The organism is Amycolatopsis sp. NPDC051372 (assembly GCF_040682095.1).
Classification (GTDB): domain Bacteria; phylum Actinomycetota; class Actinomycetes; order Mycobacteriales; family Pseudonocardiaceae; genus Amycolatopsis.
In genome coordinates, this window is sequence record NZ_JBFBAF010000018.1 from 23,064 (window position 1) to 43,244 (window position 20,181).

The 20,181-nt window shown below is 69.3% G+C and carries 17 protein-coding genes; 10 read left to right on the forward strand and 7 right to left on the reverse strand.

Features of this window, described 5'->3' with window-relative positions; genetic code table 11:
- The first annotated feature begins 345 nt into the window (after positions 1-345).
- A complete protein-coding gene (locus AB0M56_RS26090) occupies positions 346-792 on the forward strand; it encodes a nitroreductase family deazaflavin-dependent oxidoreductase (RefSeq protein ID WP_364180251.1) in 447 nt (148 codons plus the stop codon).
- Here the strand turns inward: AB0M56_RS26090 and AB0M56_RS26095 are convergent, their stop codons facing one another.
- A complete protein-coding gene (locus tag AB0M56_RS26095) occupies positions 793-2,439 on the reverse strand; it encodes a DNA repair helicase XPB (RefSeq protein WP_364180253.1) in 1,647 nt (548 codons plus the stop codon).
- A gap of 89 nt (positions 2,440-2,528) precedes the next feature.
- Here AB0M56_RS26095 and AB0M56_RS26100 point away from each other — a divergent pair, with 89 nt between their 5' ends.
- On the forward strand, positions 2,529-3,176 hold the full coding sequence (locus AB0M56_RS26100) for a hypothetical protein (protein WP_364180255.1): 648 nt from the start codon (positions 2,529-2,531) through the stop codon (positions 3,174-3,176).
- Positions 3,177-3,185: 9 nt separating this feature from the next.
- Here AB0M56_RS26100 and AB0M56_RS26105 read toward each other — a convergent pair.
- Together AB0M56_RS26105 and AB0M56_RS26110 are read right to left on the reverse strand one after the other, a co-directional pair.
- Positions 3,186-4,065 (reverse strand): IS5 family transposase gene (locus AB0M56_RS26105; protein ID WP_364180516.1). Its coding sequence is split into 2 segments (ribosomal slippage): positions 3,186-3,723 and positions 3,722-4,065, totalling 882 coding nucleotides; the frame shifts between segments, so codons are not numbered across the junction.
- 48 nt (positions 4,066-4,113) lie between these two features.
- The gene (locus AB0M56_RS26110) at positions 4,114-5,079 is read right to left on the reverse strand and encodes an ABC transporter substrate-binding protein (RefSeq protein ID WP_364180257.1); all 966 of its coding nucleotides are present in this window, start codon (positions 5,077-5,079) and stop codon (positions 4,114-4,116) included.
- A 197-nt stretch (positions 5,080-5,276) separates the two neighbouring features.
- On the opposite strand from AB0M56_RS26110, the gene AB0M56_RS26115 reads away from it, so the two are divergent.
- The 4 genes from AB0M56_RS26115 to AB0M56_RS26130 are packed head-to-tail and all read left to right on the forward strand — an operon-like array spanning position 5,277 to position 10,409.
- A complete protein-coding gene (locus AB0M56_RS26115) occupies positions 5,277-8,144 on the forward strand; it encodes a nitrate- and nitrite sensing domain-containing protein (RefSeq protein ID WP_364180259.1) in 2,868 nt (955 codons plus the stop codon).
- Positions 8,145-8,159: 15 nt separating this feature from the next.
- Positions 8,160-8,837 carry a copper homeostasis protein CutC gene (locus AB0M56_RS26120; protein WP_364180261.1) on the forward strand — a complete coding sequence of 226 codons (678 nt, stop codon included), beginning with the start codon at positions 8,160-8,162 and terminating at the stop codon, positions 8,835-8,837.
- Positions 8,838-8,894: 57 nt separating this feature from the next.
- The gene (locus AB0M56_RS26125) at positions 8,895-9,632 is read left to right on the forward strand and encodes a GAF domain-containing protein (RefSeq protein WP_364180263.1); all 738 of its coding nucleotides are present in this window, start codon (positions 8,895-8,897) and stop codon (positions 9,630-9,632) included.
- A 36-nt stretch (positions 9,633-9,668) separates the two neighbouring features.
- Positions 9,669-10,409 (forward strand): GAF and ANTAR domain-containing protein, encoded by a 741-nt coding sequence (locus AB0M56_RS26130; RefSeq protein ID WP_364180265.1) that lies wholly within the window; start codon positions 9,669-9,671, stop codon positions 10,407-10,409.
- Positions 10,410-10,663: 254 nt separating this feature from the next.
- Here the strand turns inward: AB0M56_RS26130 and AB0M56_RS26135 are convergent, their stop codons facing one another.
- The gene (locus AB0M56_RS26135) at positions 10,664-11,257 is read right to left on the reverse strand and encodes a sigma-70 family RNA polymerase sigma factor (RefSeq protein WP_364180267.1); all 594 of its coding nucleotides are present in this window, start codon (positions 11,255-11,257) and stop codon (positions 10,664-10,666) included.
- A gap of 594 nt (positions 11,258-11,851) precedes the next feature.
- On the opposite strand from AB0M56_RS26135, the gene AB0M56_RS26140 reads away from it, so the two are divergent.
- The 4 genes from AB0M56_RS26140 to AB0M56_RS26155 all read left to right on the forward strand — a co-directional run bounded on the left by AB0M56_RS26140 (position 11,852) and on the right by AB0M56_RS26155 (position 17,656).
- Complete coding sequence (locus tag AB0M56_RS26140; protein WP_364180269.1) at positions 11,852-13,492, forward strand: S53 family peptidase; 1,641 nt, start codon at positions 11,852-11,854, stop codon at positions 13,490-13,492.
- 329 nt (positions 13,493-13,821) lie between these two features.
- Positions 13,822-14,724: a class I SAM-dependent methyltransferase gene (locus tag AB0M56_RS26145; protein ID WP_364180271.1), complete on the forward strand. Its 903-nt coding sequence runs from the start codon at positions 13,822-13,824 to the stop codon at positions 14,722-14,724.
- Positions 14,725-14,810: 86 nt separating this feature from the next.
- The gene (mdlC, locus tag AB0M56_RS26150; protein WP_364180273.1) at positions 14,811-16,394 is read left to right on the forward strand and encodes a benzoylformate decarboxylase; all 1,584 of its coding nucleotides are present in this window, start codon (positions 14,811-14,813) and stop codon (positions 16,392-16,394) included.
- A gap of 44 nt (positions 16,395-16,438) precedes the next feature.
- The gene (locus AB0M56_RS26155; RefSeq protein ID WP_364180275.1) at positions 16,439-17,656 is read left to right on the forward strand and encodes an acyl-CoA dehydrogenase family protein; all 1,218 of its coding nucleotides are present in this window, start codon (positions 16,439-16,441) and stop codon (positions 17,654-17,656) included.
- Between the two features lie 52 nt (positions 17,657-17,708).
- Here AB0M56_RS26155 and AB0M56_RS26160 read toward each other — a convergent pair whose 3' ends face one another.
- Genes AB0M56_RS26160 through AB0M56_RS26170 form a run of 3 tightly spaced genes read right to left on the reverse strand, consistent with a single transcriptional unit; the run spans position 17,709 to position 20,180 of the window.
- Positions 17,709-18,566, reverse strand: coding sequence for an ABC transporter ATP-binding protein (locus tag AB0M56_RS26160; RefSeq protein WP_364180277.1), 858 nt, complete (start codon positions 18,564-18,566; stop codon positions 17,709-17,711).
- 22 nt (positions 18,567-18,588) lie between these two features.
- A complete protein-coding gene (locus AB0M56_RS26165; protein ID WP_364180278.1) occupies positions 18,589-19,416 on the reverse strand; it encodes an ABC transporter permease in 828 nt (275 codons plus the stop codon).
- Positions 19,413-20,180: an ABC transporter permease gene (locus AB0M56_RS26170; protein WP_364180280.1), complete on the reverse strand. Its 768-nt coding sequence runs from the start codon at positions 20,178-20,180 to the stop codon at positions 19,413-19,415. Before AB0M56_RS26170 ends, AB0M56_RS26165 begins: the two co-directional genes overlap by 4 nt.
- Position 20,181 lies beyond the last annotated feature (1 nt).

The window sequence follows — 20,181 nt, forward strand, 5'->3', positions numbered from 1 at the left end:
CAGGGCAGGGCCGACCAATGGTGCGTGGGGCGCGACCACAGGCAAGTCGCGGAGTGGCACCAGCGCGGCGAGGGGCACTCCGATCTTCGTTCACCACCGCGAGTTCGGCTTCCACGTCCACGCCCATGCGCGCGCGAGCCCGGACCCGCACAACACCATCCGCCCAGGCCAACCGAACGACAAGCGCCAACTCAACCCACAGGCCGGCGCGATCCCCGATCACCACGAGCAAAGAACCGGTAATTTCCCGTCCACCCGATGTCGAGAACCCGCCACCGGCTCCGTCTCCCGGACACGAACGGCTGCCGAGGCCGTAACCCAGAGCAACACGAAAGGACCACCACCATGGCCGTCGCCGAGGACATCGAACGCGCTACCGACTCGAAGTGGGACTGGGTGGCCGAGCAGACGCGCAAGTACGTGAGCTCGGGCGGCCGGGAGGGGCACGAGCAGAACGGCGTCTACACCCTCATCCTCGCCACCACCGGCCGCAAGACCGGCGAGCCCCGCCGCACCTGCCTGATCTACGGCACTAGCGGCGAGGACTTCGTCGTGGTCGCCTCCAAGGGTGGGGACGACGACCACCCGGCCTGGTTCAAGAACCTCGAGGCCGAGCCGAGCGTCGGCGTGCAGGTCGGTGCGCGGAGGTTCGACGCGCGCGCCCGGATCGCCGGCAACCAAGAGCGCGCGAAGCTCTGGCCGAAGATGGCCGAGATCTTCCCGTTGTACAACGAATACGCGCAGAAGACCGAGCGCGTCATCCCGATCGTCCTGCTCACGCCGAACCGGTGACTACAGCGGTCGGCGCAGGTCCTCCGCATCCACGATGTGGTACGCGTACCCCTGCTCCGCCAAGAACCGCTGCCGGTGCGCCGCGTACTCGGTGTCCACTGTGTCCCGGGAAACGATCGAATAGAAGTGCGCCTGCCGTCCGTCGCCCTTGGGGCGCAGCAGCCGGCCGAGCCGTTGCGCCTCTTCCTGCCGGGAGCCGAAGGTGCCCGAGATCTGGATGGCCACCGACGCTTCCGGCAGGTCGATCGAGAAGTTCGCCACCTTCGACACCACGAGGGTCCGCAGCTCACCGCGGCGGAAGCGGTCGAACAGCTCCTCCCGCTCCTTGTTGCGCGTCGATCCCTGGATCACGGGTGCGTCCAGCTCCGCGCCCAGCATCTCCAGCTGGTCCAGGTACGCCCCGATCACCAGGGTGGGCTCGCCGACGTGGCGCTCCACAATGGACTTGATCACGGGCATCTTCGTCATCGCCGTCGCCGCGAGCTTGTACCGCTCGTCCGGCTCCGAAGTCGCGTAGGCGAGCCGCTCGGCGTCCGTCAGGGTCACGCGGACCTCGGTGCACTCCGCGGGCGCGATCCACCCCTGCGCCTCGATGTCCCGCCAGGGAACGTCGTACCGCTTGGGTCCGATCAACGAGAAGACGTCACCCTCACGGCCGTCCTCGCGCACCAGGGTTGCCGTCAAACCCAGGCGACGGCGCGACTGCAGATCCGCCGTCATGCGGAACACAGGCGCCGGCAACAGGTGGACCTCGTCGTACACAACGAGGCCCCAGTCCCGCGAGTCGAACAGCTCCAGGTGCCGATACTCGCCCTTGGTCTTGCGCGTCACGACCTGGTACGTCGCGATCGTGACCGGGCGGATCTCCTTCTTCTCACCGGAGTACTCGCCGATCTCGTCCTCGGTCAGCGAAGTGCGCGCCACCAGCTCGCGCTTCCACTGCCGCCCCGCGACGGTGTTGGTCACCAGGATCAGCGTGGTCGCCTTGGCGTGCGCCATGGCCGCCGCGCCCACCAGCGTTTTGCCCGCGCCACAGGGCAGAACCACCACGCCCGAGCCGCCGGCCCAGAACGCCTCCGCGGCCTGGCGCTGGTAGTCGCGCAGGTGCCAGTCCTGCTCGTCGAGATCAATGTGGTGCGCTTCGCCGTCCACGTAGCCCGCGAGGTCCTCCGCGGGCCAGCCGACCTTCAGCAGCGCCTGCTTGAGCCGCCCGCGTTCGGACGGGTGCACGAGCATCGTGTCCTCGTCGATGCGGGCGCCCAGCATCGGGCTGATCTTCTTGTGCCGCGACACCTCTTCCAGCACCGCGCGGTCCGTGGTCGACATCACCAGGCCGTGGGCCGGGTGGTTGGTGATCTGCAGCCGCCCGAAGCGGCCCATCACGTCGACCACGTCGATCAGCAGCGGCTGCGGCACGGGGAAGCGCGAGTACGTGGTGAGCGCGTCCACCACCTGCTCCGCGTCGTGCCCGGCGGCGCGCGCGTTCCACAACGCCAGGGGCGTGATGCGGTACGTGTGCACGTGCTCGGGCGCGCGTTCCAGCTCGGCGAACGGCGCGATGGCGATCCGCGCGTCGTTGGCCTGAGGGTTGTCGACCTCGAGCAGCACGGTCTTGTCGGACTGGACGATCAGGGGGCCATCAGTCACCCGTCCTTTATACGTTCCCCCGAGCCGTCCCCTCCCGTCGCGGCCGTCCGGGTGCCAAGATGATCGGCAGGAAAAGCTGGAGGGGACCTTTGACCACACCACCGTTCGGCGTGCCGTCCGCCGCCAACCCGTTCCAGCCGCCGGGCACCGGCTCGTTCAAGCCGCCTCGGCCTGGCGCGCCCCGAGCGTTCTCGAGCACCGCGAAGGTGCTGGTCGCAGCTGGAATCGTGGTGGCGCTCGGCGTGGGCGTGCTCGCCGCGTTCGGCGTGGCCGCGATCGCCCGCTCATCGGGCACGCCGGTGGCCGGCAGCTGCCTGTACCTGTCCGACGAGAGCGTCAGCACGCAGAGTTACCACGGCGTGAGCTGCTCCGAGCAGCGCGCCACCTACCGCGTCGACGACGTCGAAGACGGCACCTCGAGCTGCCACGGCGGCGACTACGTGCGCTTCCAGCTCTTCCGCGGCACCAGCAGCTCCAGTAGTTCGAGCCGCACCAGCGCACCGCGCGAGACGCTGTGCCTGGCGCTCAACGTCTCGTCCGGCGACTGCCTGCGCGACGTCGACGACGAGGCCGAGATCAGCAAGGTCACCTGCAGCGACCCCGACGCCGAGGCCCGCGCGGTCGTCCACCAGGGCAGCAGCGACGAGGACTCGTGCGGCGCCGCCGACACCGCCCTCGTCTACGCCGGCCCACCCGAGCGCACGGTCTGCCTGCAGCCCGCCGGCGAGAACATCTAGGGCGTGTCCTCAAAGCCAGAGGAGCAGGGTGGCAAGGTCGATCATGCCTCGGTAGGAAAGGGCGGTCTTGTCGAAGCGGGTGGCGATGGCACGGAACTGCTTGAGACGGTTGAAGCAGCGTTCGACGATGTTGCGGCGTTTGTAGGCGGTGCGGTCGAAGATCGGTGGACGTCCACCGGCTCGTCCGCGGCGCAGCCGGTTGGCTTGCTGGTCGCGGCGTTCGGGAATCGTCGCCGGGATATGCCGTCGGCGCAGGTAGGAGCGGATCGCTCGGCTGGAGTAGCCCTTGTCCGCCAGTACCCTGCTCGGCCGGGTCGGCGGACGACCTGAACCCGGCCGACGGAACTCGATTCCCGCCATGACCTGGATGAACATGGTGCAGTCGTTGACGTTGCCGCCGGTCAACACGACCGACAAGGGCCGTCCGTGGCCGTCGCAGGCCAGGTGGATCTTGGTGGTGGGTCCGCCGCGGGACCGGCCGATGGCATGATCATCTGGCTCGCTGTGTTCGCCGCACGAGCCTGCTTCCTCCTGTGTGGCACGCGGTCATGCGGCGGGCGCCGGCAGCGTGCTGATGCGCACGAACGATGCTGGAGTCGACCGAAACCTCCCGGTCGAGTTCGTCGATCGCCTCGGCGATCACGCGGACCGTCGCCACCAGCGTGGACAGGGTGCCGGTGCGCGACCACCGCCAGAACCTGTTGTAGACCGTCTTCCATGGCCCGTACCGTTCCGGCAGGTCACGCCACGCGACACCGGTCTTGGCCTTGAACAGCATCCCGTTGATCACCCGACGGTCATCCACCCGCGGACGCCCCTTCGCCCCCGACACCGGCAGCAACGGCTCGACTACCTGCCACTGCTCATCGGTCAACTCATGCCTGCGCACCACGATCGAAGATCAAAGCAGACCACCACACCCCCTTTGAGGCAGGCCCTAGGGCTGGTCCTCCTCCGGCAGCATCGCCTGCACGTCGAGCCGGCTCGGGAGCAGGCCCGAGGTGTGCATGAGGTCGGCCACGCGCTGCAACCGGATGCCCGACAACGTGGTCGGGTAGGTGCCCAGCGAGATCAGCGCCGCCGTGGTCGGGTCGATGTCGGAGAACGTGGGCAGCGCGTCGCGGACGATCGCCGGGTCGGCGGCCGTCTGCTGCGCCTGCATGAGCACGCGCCGAAAAACGGCCAGCGTGCGCGGGTTGTCGCGCGCGAACGCGCCGGTCGCCGCGTAGCCCGAAGCCGGGAAGTCGAGGGTGGCGCCACTGGACCCGTCGGCGAGGATCTGCGCGCCGAGCTCCTTCTCCGCCCGGGTGATGTACGGCTCCACCATCAGCGCCGCGTCGGCGTCGCCGGCCTGCAGCGCGTCGGGCATCCGGTCGAAAGGCTTGGGCACGAAGTGGATCTTCGCCGCGTCGACGCCCGCGGTCGCGAGGACGGAACGCGCGGTCAACGCGCCGATGTCGTCGAGATCGTCCACCGCGATCTTCGGCGACTTCTTCGCCGTCGGCTCGGTGTAGTCGGAGTCCGGCAGCGTCACCAGCGCGATCGTGTTGTTGCCCGACGTGTACGCCTCGCCTTGCAGCTGCAACGCGGTTCCGGCGTTGGCGGCGCGGAAGAGCGACACGTCGCTGGCGAACGTCACGTCCAGCTGCCCGGCGTTGAGTTTTGCCAGGCCGTCCTGGGTCCCGAGGTCCACGAGCGTCACGTTCAGCCCTGCATCGCGGAACTTCCCGGCGGCCGCCGCGATGCGCAGCGGCGCGGTGTCGATCGGCCCGCCGACGCCCACGCGCAGAGTGGTCCGCTCCAATGGCGCCGGCGCCGCTGCGTCACCGGAATCGAACAGCGAGCAGCCGCTGATGGCCAGCAAGACCGCCACCAGCGGCAACACCAGTGCACGCACGTTCATCCGCTCTCACCTACCGGGAGAATCTCGGCATCACGCTGGATCGTATGGGCCGCTGCCCATACGATCCCCGACAGGGCCGTGACCCCGCCAGTGCGGCTTCCCGATCCGATCGAGCCAAGTTACTGCCGAGTAGACTCGATTCGGACACCCCCGATGTCGTCCGCGGATGAGGTGCCGCGGTGGAAAAGGAAGCTTAGGTGAGCCGTCGCGACCAGCGTCCCCGAACGGGCGACGCGACGGATCCCGCTGCCGCCAGACAGGTCGGGGGCCGCTGGCGCCTTCGCAACTGGCACCTGCGGACCAAGCTCTTCGTCGTCCTGCTGATTCCCGCGCTCGCCGTGATCGGGCTCGTCGGCCTGCGCGTGAGCACGGACCTGCGCGACGCCCAGCAGCTCGCCGAGTTCGCCGCCCGCGGCCGCGTGGACAGCACCGTGGCCGAGGTCCTGCACCAGCTGCAGCGCGAGCGCGACGTCACGGTGCGGTTCGTCGCCGGCAACCGCCAGGGCGCCACCACCGACCTCACGGGCCAGCGCACGCGCGTGGACCAGGCGATCGGCACGTTCGAGAAGACGCTCGCCGACAGCAAGCCGCGCCTCGACGCCGTGGCTGCCAGCAGCCTGCAGCAGAGTGACGACCGGCTGCGCGTGCTCAGCGGCCTGCGCTACTCCGCCGAGCACTCCGCGTTCCCCGCCGATGCCGTGCTCCGCTCCTACAGCGAACTGATCTCCGGCCTGCTCGACATCAGCGACATGGCCGCCGCCGACGTGTCCGATCCCGATCTCGCCCGGCTTCGCCTGGCCGGTAACGCCCTCGCGCGGATCAAGGACCAGATGTCGGTCAAGCGCGCGATCATGTCCGAGGCGCTCGCCGAGGGCAGCCTCAACCGCGACCGGACGCGCGCGCTGCTCGGCGCGGAGGCCGAGCTCAACGCGGCCCGCAACGACTACCGCACCTTCGCCTCGCCCGACCAGCAGCGGATGTACGACGACACGGTGATCGGCCTCGTCGTCGACATCGGCAACGACATGGTCGAATCGGCCCTCACCCGCGCGGAGAACGGCCAGTCGCTGCAAGGTCTGGACCCCAACCAGTGGGACACCGCCGCCACCTACACCGTGAACCTCGCCCACCAGGTGCAGGAAGCGCTGCTCGTGCAGCTCCAGGAGCAGACCGATTCGCTCGCCGCGCGCGCCCGCACGTCGACGATCTGGGACGGCGGCGTGGTCCTCGCCGTGCTGCTCGTGGCCGGCATCCTGTCCGTGGTCATCGCGCGCTCGCTGCTGCGGCCGCTGCGCGTGCTGCGGCGCACGGCGCTGGACGTGGCCGACCACCGGCTGCCCGAGGCCGTCCAGCGGCTGTTGACCGATCCCGATCCGGCGCCGGAGAACCTGCGCCACCGCGCGGCCGTCGCGCCCGTGCCGGTGTTCACGCGCGAAGAGGTGGGCCAGGTCGCGCGCGCGTTCGACGCGGTCCACGGCGAGGCCGTGCGGCTGGCGGCCGAGCAGGCGATGCTGCGCGAGAACGTCAACTCGATGTTCGTCAACCTCTCACAGCGAAGCCAAGATCTCGTCGAACGACAGCTGTCCGTGCTCGACCGTATGGAGGCCGGTGAGCAGGACCCGGACACGCTCGCGGGCCTGTTCGAGCTCGACCACCTCGCCACGCGTATGCGCCGCAACAGCGAGAACCTGCTGGTGCTCTCGGGCACCGACCTCGTGCGCGAGGACAGCGGGCCGGTGGTGGCCGACGAGATCGTGGGCGCCGCACTGTCCGAAGTGGAGGATTACCAGCGCATCGAGCTCGGCTCCGCGCCGACGCTCGCGGTGCGCGGCGAGGCCGTGAACGACCTCGTGCACGTGGTGTCCGAGCTGCTCGAGAACGCCACGCGCTACTCCTCGGAGCGCGCAGGCGTCACCGTCGAGAGCGCGGAAACCGAAGACGGCGGCTGGCGCATCGAGATCACCGACCGCGGCGCCGGCATGCCGCAGGCCGAGATCGACCGCACCAACGCGCGCCTGGCCAACCCGCCGGACGTCGACGTCGAGGTCTCGCGCCGGATGGGCCTGTACGTGGTCGCGACGCTGGCTCAGCGCCACCACATCGACGTCTCGCTGCGGCTGGCCGAAGGCACCGGCATCACCGCGACGGTGCTCGTGCCCACCCAACTGATCGTCGACGCGCCGCCGCTGCCCGAGCCGCCCGCGCCCGTCGCCGCCGAACCTGAACTGGCTCCGGACCTGCTGCCGCCGCTCGCTCCGCTGGTCGCGGCGCCCGTCGTCGAGGAAGAAGAACCCGAGCCGCCCGCGGAGGCGCCGATCGTTCCCGTGCTGGAGCCCGGCCCGCCGCGGCGCGCGCCGGTGGTGGAGAGCACGCCGTGGCCGGCGCCCGAGGACCGGTCGCATCTCGATCTCGACGCGCCCACCGAACGCATGCCCGCCTACCGGGACGTGTTGTCGCGGTGGTTCGACGCCGCCGCGCCGCCGCCCGAGGGACGCGCGCCCGCGCCGCCGGAACCGCTGCCGGTGGCGGAACCCGCACCGCAGCCGGAACGCCGGCCGGAACCGCAGCCGGCACCCGCACCGCAGCCGGTACTCGCGCCGCAGCCGGAACGCGGACTCGCACCGCAGCCGGTACGCCGGCCGGAACCGCAGCCGGAACCAGTGCCGGAATCCCCAGCTCCGGAAGCCCTCCCACAACCCGAGCAACCCGCGCGTCACGCCCGCGCCGCGCCGGAACCCGGCTACTCCGAACCCGCGTTCCCGGCCGAGCAGTTCCCCACCACGGACCCCGACGAGAACCCCTTCCCGCCGGAATGGCCGACGTCGGACGAGCTGGCGCAGGAGGACGGCGCCGAGGAAACCTGGCCGTTCCTGCGCGTCTCCGATGTCGAAAACGCAGGCGGGGAAGACGGCGAGGACGGCATGGAGGCCAGCCCCGGGCAGGTGCCCGAGCAGCGGCCGATACTCTCGCTTTCCCCCGAAGCGGTGCGCGAGCGGATGACGAGCCTTCAAGGCGGGTTCAGGCGTGGTCGCCACGCCCGGGGGGACGAGAACCCCACGACCTGATCGAACGGATGACTCATGAGCTCGAAGACCGCCCTGCTGGAAGTGATCGCGCTGGGGCCGGAAGACGCGCAGCGCGCTCAGGAAGGCGGGGCGGACCGGCTCGAACTGGTCGCGGACATGGCCCAGGACGGGCTCACGCCTTCGGAGCAGACGGTGCGCGACGTGCTCGCCGCCACCGACTTGCCGGTGCGCGTGATGCTGCGTGGTGGCGCCGGTTTCGCGGCCGGTGATCTCGACGCGCTGCGCGCCGACACCGCCAAGCTTGTGGCCGCCGGTGCGCGCGAGTTCGTGTTCGGGTTCCTCACCGAGGACAACGAGATCGACATCGACGCGTGCCAAGCGCTGCTGAAGGAGATCGACGGCTCGCCTTGGACTTTTCACCGCGCGATCGACCGCGCGCACAACCCGCTCGCCGCATTCGACGTGCTCACCGAGCTCGGCTGCGACACGGTGCTGGCGGCGGGCAGCCCGCACGGTGTCGGCAGCGGGCTGTCGGTGTTGCAGCAGCTCGCGCGGCGGACTGATGGCCCCGCACTGCTCGTCGGGGGTGGCCTGAGAGCGCAGCAGGTGCACCTCTTGCGCGCCGGGGGCGTCCGCGGGTTCCACGTCGGCAGCGCCGTTCGCCCGGATGGCTGGGGGTCCCCCGTAGGTGTCGCCGCCGTTCGCGAGTGGGCCGAATTGGTCAGGGGCTGAGCTAAAGTTTCGGCAGTTCTCCGGGGCATCCGGGTAATCGAGCCGAAAGCGCGGGCTGTGGAGGCGAGTCAGCACGGGCGAAGCAACGAGACCGCACTTTCTCGTGCCTGGAAGCGGGTCAATGAGCAGGCGCGGCGGCTGCGCAGCGATGTCAACGTGTCGATCTTGTGCCGATCGGCGGTCTCGTGGCTCGGTGTTGAGGGTGGCTGTTTGTTGGTTAATACCGGACCGGGAACACAGGAAGTGAGGGTGGCGACCGACAACCTCGCCGCAGTGCTCGCCGAGCTCGAGACCACGGTCGGGGAGGGACCGATGCGCAGTGCCCGCAAACTCGGTTCGCCGGTACTCGTGGGTGACTTCGACGGCGCCGAGCAGTCGCGCCGCTGGCCGTTGTACGCTCCGCTCGCCGTGCAGGCGGGCGTCCACGCCCAGTTCGTGCTGCCATTGCGCGTCGGTCTCATCGATGTCGGGACACTTGTGTTCCACCGAAAGGACCCAGCTCCGCTGGAACCGGTTCTGCTGGCCGACGCGCTGGCCTACGGTGAACTAATGCTCCTGCTCCTGCTTGATGAACAGTCCGGTGCGGCGCATACGGAACCCGTCGGCCTCTCGCTGAAATCCACGTACGTGCACCAGGCCACCGGCATGGTCGCGGCGCAACTCGACGTGAGTCTCGACGACGCATTTGCCGCACTGCGCGCGCGGGCGTTCGCCGAGCAGCGTCCCCTATCGGAAGTTGCGGCAGATGTAGTGGCCAGACGGTTTAGGTTCGAACGCGAGGGGGGAACCCGATGATGGTCGCGTGTTGTGCGTGGCGTGGTGTGGTGGGAGATGGTGCCGGTGATTGACGGACGCCTGGTCGACACGTTCGTCGAATTGGCGGACACGCTCACGGACGACTTCGATGTGATCGACTTCCTGCACCTGCTGACGGCGCGCAGCGTGGAGCTGCTGCCGATCGACGCAGCGGGGCTCCTCGTCGCCGGCCCGGCCGGTGACCTGCAGCTCGTCGCGAGTTCGAACGAGGAGGTACGGATGCTGGAGCTCTTCCAGCTCCAGCGAGACGAAGGACCTTGTCTCGACGCATACCGGCAGCGTAGCTCCGTGACCGTTCCCGACCTGGCTCGCGACACCGGGAGCTGGCCGTCGTTCGCCGTGGCCGCGCTCGGGCACGGGTTCCGCGCGGTGCATGCGCTGCCGATGCTGCTGCGCTCCGAGGTGATCGGCGCGCTGAACCTCTTCTCGGTAGGCCCCGGCGAGCTGTCGGAGGAAAGCCTGCGGATCGCGCGCGCGATGGTCGACGTCGCGACCATCGGCCTGCTGCAGGCGCGCACGATCCAGCAGCACGAGGTGCTGGTCGAGCAATTGCAGACCGCGTTGAGCAGCCGGGTCGTGATCGAACAGGCGAAGGGGTTCATCGCGGAGCGGCTGAACCTGGAGACGGACGAGGCGTTCGCCTTGCTGCGGCGGTTCGCGCGGCGCACCAGCCGCAAGCTGAGCGCGGTGGCGGCCGACGTCGTGAACCGGTCCGAGAGCGCGCGCGAGCTGTTCCAAACGCCGCCCGTGCACTGAAACGTTTCGACCGGTCGGTGGAGTGCACGGCGGCGTTTCGGCGCTAACGTCGGTTGCTTCGTCCTGGACCCCGGCGGAAATCAGTTCCGGTCCGGCAGGTGCGGGGAGGCGCGTGATGGCCGTGCGGATCAGCTTTGGTGTGCGCTCGAGGAATCGGCGAGGGGTTTCCTCGATCGCGGCGCACCCACTTGTGGTGGGTATGCGGCTGATCCGAAGGCTCTCGCACCACCGGACTTGGAGCCGGCGCTGACGGGTCAGTCGTCCTTCTTTTTGGGCGCCGGCTCGTTGTGCATCAGGCGACGCAGCTTCGTGAGCGCCCGGTGCTGGCTCACGCGCACGGCGACGGCGCTCGGCAGGCCCAGCGCGGCCGCCGTCTCCTCCGCCGAGTAGCCGAGGACGACGCGCAGGGTCAGCAGCTCGCGCTGCTCCGGCGGCAGGTGGCCCAGCAACTCCTCGATCTGCAGCCGGGAATCGGTCTGGGCGAACTCGTCGGGGCCGGGGCTGTCTTCGTCGCCCGCGTCGGCGACCGGGTCGGCGCGGTTGCGGGAGCGGCGGCGGAATTCGTCGGCGACCTTGTGGCCCGCGATGCCGAACACGAACGGCAGGAAGCTGTCGGTCTCGTAGCGGTAGCGCGGCAGCTCCACGAGCACGGCGAGCAGCACCTCCTGCGCGCAGTCCTCGGCGCCCCCGTCGGCTCCGCGCATGCCGAGCCGGCCGCGGCAATAACGGAGCACGAAGGGACGTAAGAATTTCACGAGCTCGGCCACCGCGGCGCGATTGCCCGCCACGGCAGCCGCGACGAGCCGGCTGTCCGGACGCGGCGAGGGCGCGCGCTCGTCGGTGGCCATCCACATCGTTTCCCAGGTCGAGCGGGCCGCCGGACCGGAGCGCCGCGACGGGAGAGCACGCTCGACAACCGGGGGCTGGGGACGCTTTGCGGGCCGAACGAAAGCCTGCTCTGCGGGGCCCGGATTGTCCAATGCAAAACGACCTCGAGAACTCGCGTGTTTTCGCGCCTTCCGCGAAGACGTCAGAGGATTCCGCGCGGCCAGAGGTATCCCCCGGATCCGCCAGACGAATCGCTTCGGCCTCCCGGCCCGGGTGAGTTCGCGAGCGAAAGCGTCGACGCTGCCGTCGTCGGGCTCGATGTGCCGCGCGTTGGCCTGGGCGCCATCCCAGCCGTGGATGGCTCGTCTGGCCAGGGCCGGGGAGGCTCATCGGGCAACCGGCGAAGGATCCGACAAAAGCGTCAATAACGAGTAAAGCGGCAATACGGGAGTTACCGATCGGTACTGTCATAAACGTCGCGAAATTGCTCCCGTGAAACATAAACGGACTGTGAAAAGCTCAGCCAAAAGTAGGTTCCTCGGCGGCTTATGCTCCTTCCGGGTCGGGACACGATGTGTTTCGGCCAGGTCCCCCACCGTTTGAGAGGAATTGCCATGCGCTTGCGCAAGCTCGTCGCCGCAGCGGTCCCGCTGCCGGCGTTGCTGTGCCTTTCCCTGGCCGGCGTGGCCCACGCCGATCCCTTGATCACCATGAGCGCCAACACCGCGCCGCTCGCGTCGAGCGCCCGCAGTGGCGACGTCGACGCTGGTCAGCAGATCAACGCCGCCCTGTCGCTCAAGCTGCACAACCAGCAGGCCCTCCAGCAGTTCCTCTCCGACGTCCAGAACCCGGCCTCGCCGCAGTACCACCACTTCCTCACTCCGGAGCAATTCAATACGGCATTCGGCCCAACGCAGGCCGACGTGGCGAAGGCCGTTTCATTCCTGAAACAAAACGGCGCGAAGGGAATCGAGGTTTCCGGTAACCGGCAGGCGATCACGTTCACCGGTTCGGCCGCACAGCTTGAATCGACATTCCACACCCGCCTCGGCAATTACACCGACACCACCAACGGTCGCAAGTTCTTCGCCAACGACTCCGCCCCCGCTCTGCCCGCGTCCGTTTCCTCGGTGGTGCAGGCCGTGGTCGGCCTCGACAACCACGCCGTGAAGGAGCACTCGGCCACCACCGCCGCTCCGAAGGTCGTGAAGGCCGTGACGCCGAGCATCCTGAAGACCGCGTACTCCACCAGCGGCCTCTCGGCCACGGGCTCGGGCGTGAACGTCGGCTTCGTCGAGTTCGACGGCTACCGCAAGTCCGACATCACCAGCTACGACTCGAAGTACGGCCTGTCCGGCGGCACTGTCACCACCGTCCCGGTGAGCGGCGCCAACTACGACTCGAGCCCGGGCGACGGCGAGGTCGAGGTCGACCTGGACATCGAGGTCGTGCACGCGCTCGCGTCGAAGGTGAGCTCGTACGTCTACGAGGCCCCGAACTCCAACGCCGGCGAGCTGGCGATGTACCAGAAGATCGCGTCGGACGCGCGGGTCAACGTCGTCTCCATCTCGTGGGGCTCGTGCGAGCCGGCCGAGGGTTCGTCGGCCGCCAACAGCGTGAACAACGCGATCGCCTCCGGCACCGCCGAGGGCATCACGTACTTCGCCGCCGCGGGCGACGACGGCACCACCGACTGCGCCCGCCAGACCGGCAGCCTGTCGAAGGCCGTCGACTTCCCGGCGTCGAGCCCCAACGTCACCGGCGTCGGCGGCACCCAGCTCACCGTGACTTCGACCAACGCCTACAGCAGCGAGAAGGCCTGGAACGACGGCGCCTCGGCCGGCGCCGGCGGCGGCGGCATCTCGACGCTGTTCAACGCGCCGTCCTGGCAGTCGCACCAGAGCACCACGAAGCGCAAGGTCCCCGACGTGGCCGGCGACGCCGCTTCGGGCTCCGCGTACACCATCGTCAGCGAGGGCAGCAGCGGCAACGTCTGGGGCACCTCCGGCGCGGCCCCGCTGTGGGCCGCCTTCACCGCCCTGCAGAACCAGGTCCACGGCGGCTCGCTCGGCAACCTGAACCCGACCTTCTACGGCATCGGTAACGGTTCCTCGTACTCCACGGGCTTCCACGACGTGACCACCGGCAACAACACCTTCAACGGCACCACCGGTTTCACGGCCGGTACGGGTTATGACCAGGTGACTGGCTGGGGCTCGTTCAAGGGCACTGGGCTTTCGGGTCTGATCGGCTGAGTTTCCTTCTTTTCGTTGCGGCGGGGCCCTTTCCGGTTGGGAGGGGCCCCGCTTCGCTGTTTACGGCGGGCGACACCAGGCCCGAAAGGAGGGCTCGAAGGTTGCCGCGTTCCGCTGGGCTGACCGCCGACTGTGACCCAGCTGTCCACAGCGATCGCGAGTTGTGGACAACTCGATGCCTCAACCGCTTGCGGCCCGGTTTTTGTCGGGGGTGGCCGATAGGCTGGACATGGGCGCGCCCCCTAGGGAGGGCGGGGGTTTGTGTCGGCGGGTGGCTGCCCCCGGTGCAAGAGAAGGCTTGTGGGTTAACGGAAAGGCAAAGGCGGCGCATGACTTCCACCCGGAGAGACGGAGACACCTGGGACCTCGCGTCCAGCGTGGGCGCGACAGCGACCATGGCCGCGGCGGCGAGGGCGATCGCGACGCGCGAGGGCAGCGCACTGTTCGCGGATCCGTTCGCCGAGCCGCTTGTGCGGGCGGTGGGCATCGACCTGCTGACGCGGCTGGCGAGTGGCGAAGAGCCGCCGGGAGACCTGGTCGGGCGGGTGGCGATCGAGGTCGCCAAGGTGCGCGGGAAGTTCTACGACGATTTCTTCCGAGAAGCGACCAAAGCGGGCATCAAGCAAGCCGTGATCCTGGCCGCCGGCCTGGATTCGCGCGCCTATCGGCTGCCGTGGCCATCCGAAACGGTCGTGTACGAGCTCGACCAGCCCGAGGTCATCGAGTTCAAGACCCGGGCCCTGGGCGAACTCGGCGCGGAGCCGACCGCGGAGCGCCGAGTCGTCGGGGTTGATCTGCGGGAGGATTGGCCGGCCGCGCTGCGGGGCAAGGGGTTCGACGCGACCGAAAAGACCGCGTGGAGCGCCGAGGGCCTGCTGGGGTACCTGCCGCCGGAGGCGCAGGACCGGCTGCTGGACACCATCACCGAGCTCAGCGCGCCGGGCAGCCGCGTGGCCACCGAGAGCCGGCCCAACCCGAAACCGGGTGACGAAGAGAAGACCAAAGCCGGCTTGAACCAGATCGCACAACGCTGGCGTGAGCATGGTTTCGACACCGACATGGCGAAGGTGCGTTACTACGGCGCGCGCAACGAAGCGGGTCCCTACCTGACCAGTCGAGGCTGGGAGCTGAGCGGCGCCACCATCGCGGAACTCCTCTCCACCAACGGCCTGCCCCTCGACGACGACTCCCTGCGCCTGAGCAACGTGCTCTACGTGAGTGGCACGCGCTGACCGGCGTTCCCGGCCGGGAACACCACCCGCAACGTTCACTCGGGTGGGTGAGACAACGCGCCGGGAGCCGGGATAACCTCCGGATCATGCGCACGATTCGCGACGCCACGCGGGAACTGCTCCGGAACCTCGGCCTGACCACGGTGTTCGGCAACCCCGGCACCACGGAGATCGCGTTCTTGACCGAGTGGCCCGACGACTTCACCTACGTCCTCGGGCTGCAGGAGTCGGCCGTGGTGGCGATGGCGGACGGGTACGCGCAGGCGACGCGCCGGCCGGTGCTCGTGAACCTGCACTCGGCGGGTGGCGTGGGCCATTCGCTGGGCCACGTGTTCACCGCCTTCCGCGACCGGGCGCCACTGATCGTGCTGGCGGGGCAGCAGACGCGTTCGCTGCTGCCGGACGAGCCGTTCCTGGGGGCCGTCGAAGCGGCGAACTTCCCGAAGCCCTACGTGAAGTGGAGCATCGAGCCGGCGCGGGCGCAGGACGTGCCGGCCGCGATCGCGCACGCCTACTACATCGCGACACAGGCGCCGCAGGGTCCGGTGTTCGTCTCGGTGCCCGTGGACGACTGGGACGCCGAGGCGACCATGCCGCTGCCCGTCGGCAGCAGGACACAGAGCTTCGCGCCCGACCCCGCGGCGCTGCAGGAGCTCGCGAAAGTCCTGGACCACGCGGAAAACCCGGCCCTCGTCGTCGGTGCCAGTGTGGACGGGGACGGCGCCGTGCCGGACGTGGTCGCGCTCGCCGAGAAGCTCAAGGCCGGGGTCTGGGCCGCGCCGATGTCGTCGCGGTGCTCGTTCCCCGAGGACCACGACCTGTTCCTCGGCTTCCTGCAGCCCGAGCGCAAGGCGGTGGCCGAGGCGCTGCGCGAGCACGACGTCGTGGTGGTGTTGGGCGCGCCCGCGTTCACCTACCACGTGTACCGCGGCGAGCCGGAGGAGCCGCTGCCGCCGCTGTACCTCGTGAGCGACGACGAGCAGATCCTCGCCCGGGCGGGCAACGGCACCGGCATCCGCTCCACGCCGAAGCTGGCAATCCAGGCGCTCGCCCAAGAAGTCACCGCGAAGAGCCGGGAAATCCCAGCCCGGCAAGCAAAGTCCGCCAAGCCCGCCGAAACCACGCCGATCTCGCCGGACTTCGCCTACGCCACCGTCGCGGAGCTGTTGCCGGACAACGCGATCGTCGTCGAGGAGACGCCGAGCCACCGCAACTGCCTCCACGACCACCTGCCGATCACGTCCACCGACACGGGGTTCCTCACGGTCGCGAGCGGCACGCTCGGTTACGGCCTCCCGGCGGCCGTCGGCGCGGCGCTGGGGCGGCCCGACCGCAAGGTCGTCGCGATCCTCGGCGACGGCTCCAGCATGTACTGCGTGCAGGCACTGTGGACGGCCGCGCGCGAGAACGTGCCGGTCACCTTCGTGGTGCTGGACAACGCGCAGTACGCGGCCGTGCGGATCCTCGGCGAGTCGGCCGGTGGCAAGAAGGTGCCGGGCACCGAGCTCGGCGGCATCGACTTCGCCCAGCTCGCGCAGAGCATGGGCGTGCCGGCGCGGACCGTGGAGGAAGGCGCCGACCTGCGCGACGCGCTTGCGGAAGCTCTCGCCGAAAACGGTCCCGCGCTCGTGCACGTCAAGGTGGACCCGAACCCGCAGAAACTGTATTGATCTTCGCGATTGACCCGACCGGGTGACGCTGTTTGGATGACCGGGTGCAGCCTCTACTGAATCCCGGACAGCAGGAACTCGTCGCACAGGCCGGCAAGCTCGCCGATGTCTTCGCCGAGCGCGCCAGCCTGCACGACCGCGAGAACTCCTTCCCTCACGAGAACTACGACGACCTGCGGGAAGCGGGTTTCCTGCGCCTGTCCGTGCCGGAGGAGCTGGGCGGCTTCGGCGCGGGTCTGCCGGAGATCCTGCCTGTGCTGGAGCGGCTGGCGATGGGCGACGGCGCCACCGCGCTGGCGTTCACGATGCACCTTTCGCCGCTGGGGCAGTGGGCGAGCGTCTGGCGGCGCACGCAGTCGCCGCGCCTGGCCGAGTTGCTCACGAAAGCGGCTGAGGGCCGGCTGATCTGGGCGTCGGTGACCAGCGAAACGGGCCTGCGCAACGACATGACGGACTCGAACACCGAGGCCGTCCGCGTCGAGGGCGGGTTCGAGCTCACAGGCCGCAAGAGCTTCGCCACCAACACGGCCGTGGCCACGCACTGCTCCACCACCGCGCGTTACGAAGACGCCGAAGGCGGCCCGCGGCTGCTGCTGTGCCAGATCGCCCTCGACCAGCCCGGGGTCCGGATCCACCAGACCTGGGACACCATGGGAATGCGCGGCACGCAGAGCAACGACGTCGAGCTCACCAAGGTGTTCGTCGAGGACAGCGCCGTCGTCCACTCGCTGCCGGTCAAGCACCTCGACGCGCGGGTACTGGAAACCGTGTGGTCGTGGGCGATGCCGGCGTTCTCGGCCGTCTACACGGGAGTCGCGGCCGGTGCGCTCGACTGGACCGTCCGCTCGCTGCGCAAGCGCGGCAAGACGGGCGACCCGGTGCTGCAGGACGTGATCGGCGAGTGCCAGATCCTCCTCGACAGCTCGCGGGCGCTGATCCGCGGCCACGCCGAAGACGTGATGTCACGGCGCCTCTTCACCGGCGACGTGCAGGACGGAGTGGCCCGCTGCGCCGTCGTGAAGTACGTGGCGGCCAACAACGCCGTGCAGGTGATGCAGCGCCTCGTCGACGTGCTGGGCGGCATGTCGTACACGAAGAAGCTGCCGTTCGAGCGGATGTGGCGCGACGTGCAGGCGAGCACGTTCATGCCGATGGGCAACCTCGCCACGCGCAAGCTGGTGGGCGCCAACGTGCTCGGCGTGCGGACGCTGCCGGAGATCGGCCCCGACGAGACCGGGCCGGACTCGCGAGCGAAGGCCTGAGACGCGAGAACGGGGCACCCAGGCCTGGGTGCCCCGTTCAGCAAGAACAGCCTCAGCTCTTGGCTTCGGCCTTCACCGTGGCCTCTTCGGCAACCTCGGACTCCACCAGCTCACGCTCGGCTTCGTCCGCCACCGCCGCTGAAGCCGGCCCGTGCAGCAACCGAGCCACCTCGCCGCGCAGCGTCACGAACTCCGGAGACTCCCGCGTCGTGATCTGGTCCCGCTCCGCCGGCAGGTCCACGGGTAGGTCGGCGACGATCGACGCCGGCGACTTCGACAGCACCAGCACCCGGTCGCCCAGGTACACGCTCTCGTCGATGTCGTGCGTCACCAGCAGGACCGTGGTGCCCTGCTCGCGCTGCACGCGCCGCAGCAGGTCCTCCAGCTCGAAGCGCGTCTGCGCGTCGACGGAGGCGAAGGGCTCGTCCATGATCAGCAGTGCCGGCCGCGAAGCCAGCGCCCGCGCGATCGACACGCGCTGCTGCATCCCGCCCGAAAGCTGCCAGGGGAACTTCGCCCCAACCCCGTCCAGACCGACAGCCGACAGAGCCGCGGCGGCCCGCTTGCGCCGCTCGGCCTTTTCGAGTTTGGTCCAGCGCAAAGGGAACTCGACGTTCTTCCCCACCGTCAGCCACGGGAACAGCGAGCGGCTGTAGTCCTGGAACACCACGGCGAGGTCGTCGGGCACGCCGGTGACCAGGTCGCCGTGCAGGCTCACGGTGCCCGAAGACGGCGGCAGCAGGCCCGCGATCGCGCGCAGCAGCGTCGACTTGCCGCACCCCGAAGGGCCGACGATGCACGCCAGCTGGCCCGCCTCGACGGTGAACGACAGGTCGTTCACGGCGACGTGCGCCTTGTCGCCCGTGCCGTAGCGGTGGCTGAGGTCGGAGACCTCGAGCATGGTCGACATTCTGACTACCTTCCGGAAAGTTCTAGTGACGGCCGGGCTGCCACTTGAGCACCCGGCGCTCGACGGCGAGCAGGCCCGCGTTGAACCCGTAACCCAGGATGCCCAGCAGTACGATCCACGCCCACATCTGGTCGAAGTCGTACGCGCGCTGGGCGGCGATCAGCGCGTAGCCGATGCCGTTGAGCGAGCCGACGAGCTCCGAGATCGCCATGAGGATCAGCGAGATCGACAGCGAGAGCCGCAGACCCGCGAAGATCTTCGGCATCGCGGCCGGCAGCACGACCGTGGTGATCCAGTAGAACCGCGGCGTGCGGAACGCCCGCGCGGTCTCCACCTTCACCTTGTCGACCGAACGCACGCCGTCCACCGTGTTCATCACGATCGGCCACACCGAACCGAAGATGATCGTGGCGATCTGCATGCCCGGTCCGATGTGGAACAACACGATGAACACCGGAACCAGCGCGGGCGGCGGGATCGCGCGGAAGAAGGCGAACAGCGGGCCCACGTAGTCCATGCCGGTCTTCGAGCGCCCGAGCGCTGTTCCCAGTGCGACACCCAGCACCACCGAGAGCAGCCAGCCGCCGAGCACCCGCGCGAGGCTGGGCAGGACGTGGTCGAACACCGCCTGGCCGAGGAAGACGTGCGAAGCCGGGCCGGAGAACCACAGCTTCACCGCCGCCGCGACGATCTTGGTGGGCGGCGGGAAGAACACGCTTTCCGTGAACTGCGTGATGACCTGCCAGATCACCACGAGCACCACGAACAGCAGCCACTTGCGCGCGAAGCCGCTCAGGCCGCGGCTCACGCGGCCGCGCGCGGCGCTTACCGGTTTGCCGACGACGGTCACGCGACGTCCCCTTCGTCGTTGCTGCTCCAGCGGAACAGCCGCTTGCCCAGCCGTTCGAGCCCTTCGTTGGCGAGGAAACCCAGCACCCCGGCCACGACGGTGCCCGCGAGCACCAGGTCCATCCGCCCGGAGCCGGAGGACGCCTCGAGCACGAACTGCCCGATGCCCAGCTTCGCGCCGGCGAGGAACTCCGTGCTGATCACCAGGATCAGCGAGATCGCCGCCGACATCCGGATGCCGGTGAACACGAACGGCGCCGCGTGCGGCAGTGCCACCGAGGTCAGCAGCCGCGACTTCGGCGTGCCGTAGGAGCGCGCGGTCTCGATCAGCACCGGGTCGATCTCGGCCATCGCGTAGATGGTGTTGAACAGGATCGGCCACACCGCCGCGTAGACCGCGAGCAGGATCTTCGACTCGGGCCCGCCGCCGACCACGATCAGGATCAGCGGGATCCACGCCACCGACGGGATGGGCCGCAGGAATTCGACGATCGCCTTGGTCGCGTCGCGCAGCCAGCGGACGCTGCCGAGCAGCAGCCCGGCCGGCACTGCGACAGCGATGGACACGGCCATCGCGATCAGCCACGCCAGCACCGACGCGATCACATCACGCACGAACTCGGTGTCGCCGAACAGCTCGCCGATGCGCGCGAACACCACCGTGGGCGGCGGCACGTCGTTCTGGTCGATCAGGCCGGCCCGCACGGCGACCTCCCAGATCAGGAGGAAGCCGAGCAGGCCGACCAGGTTCCGAACGATTCGCACG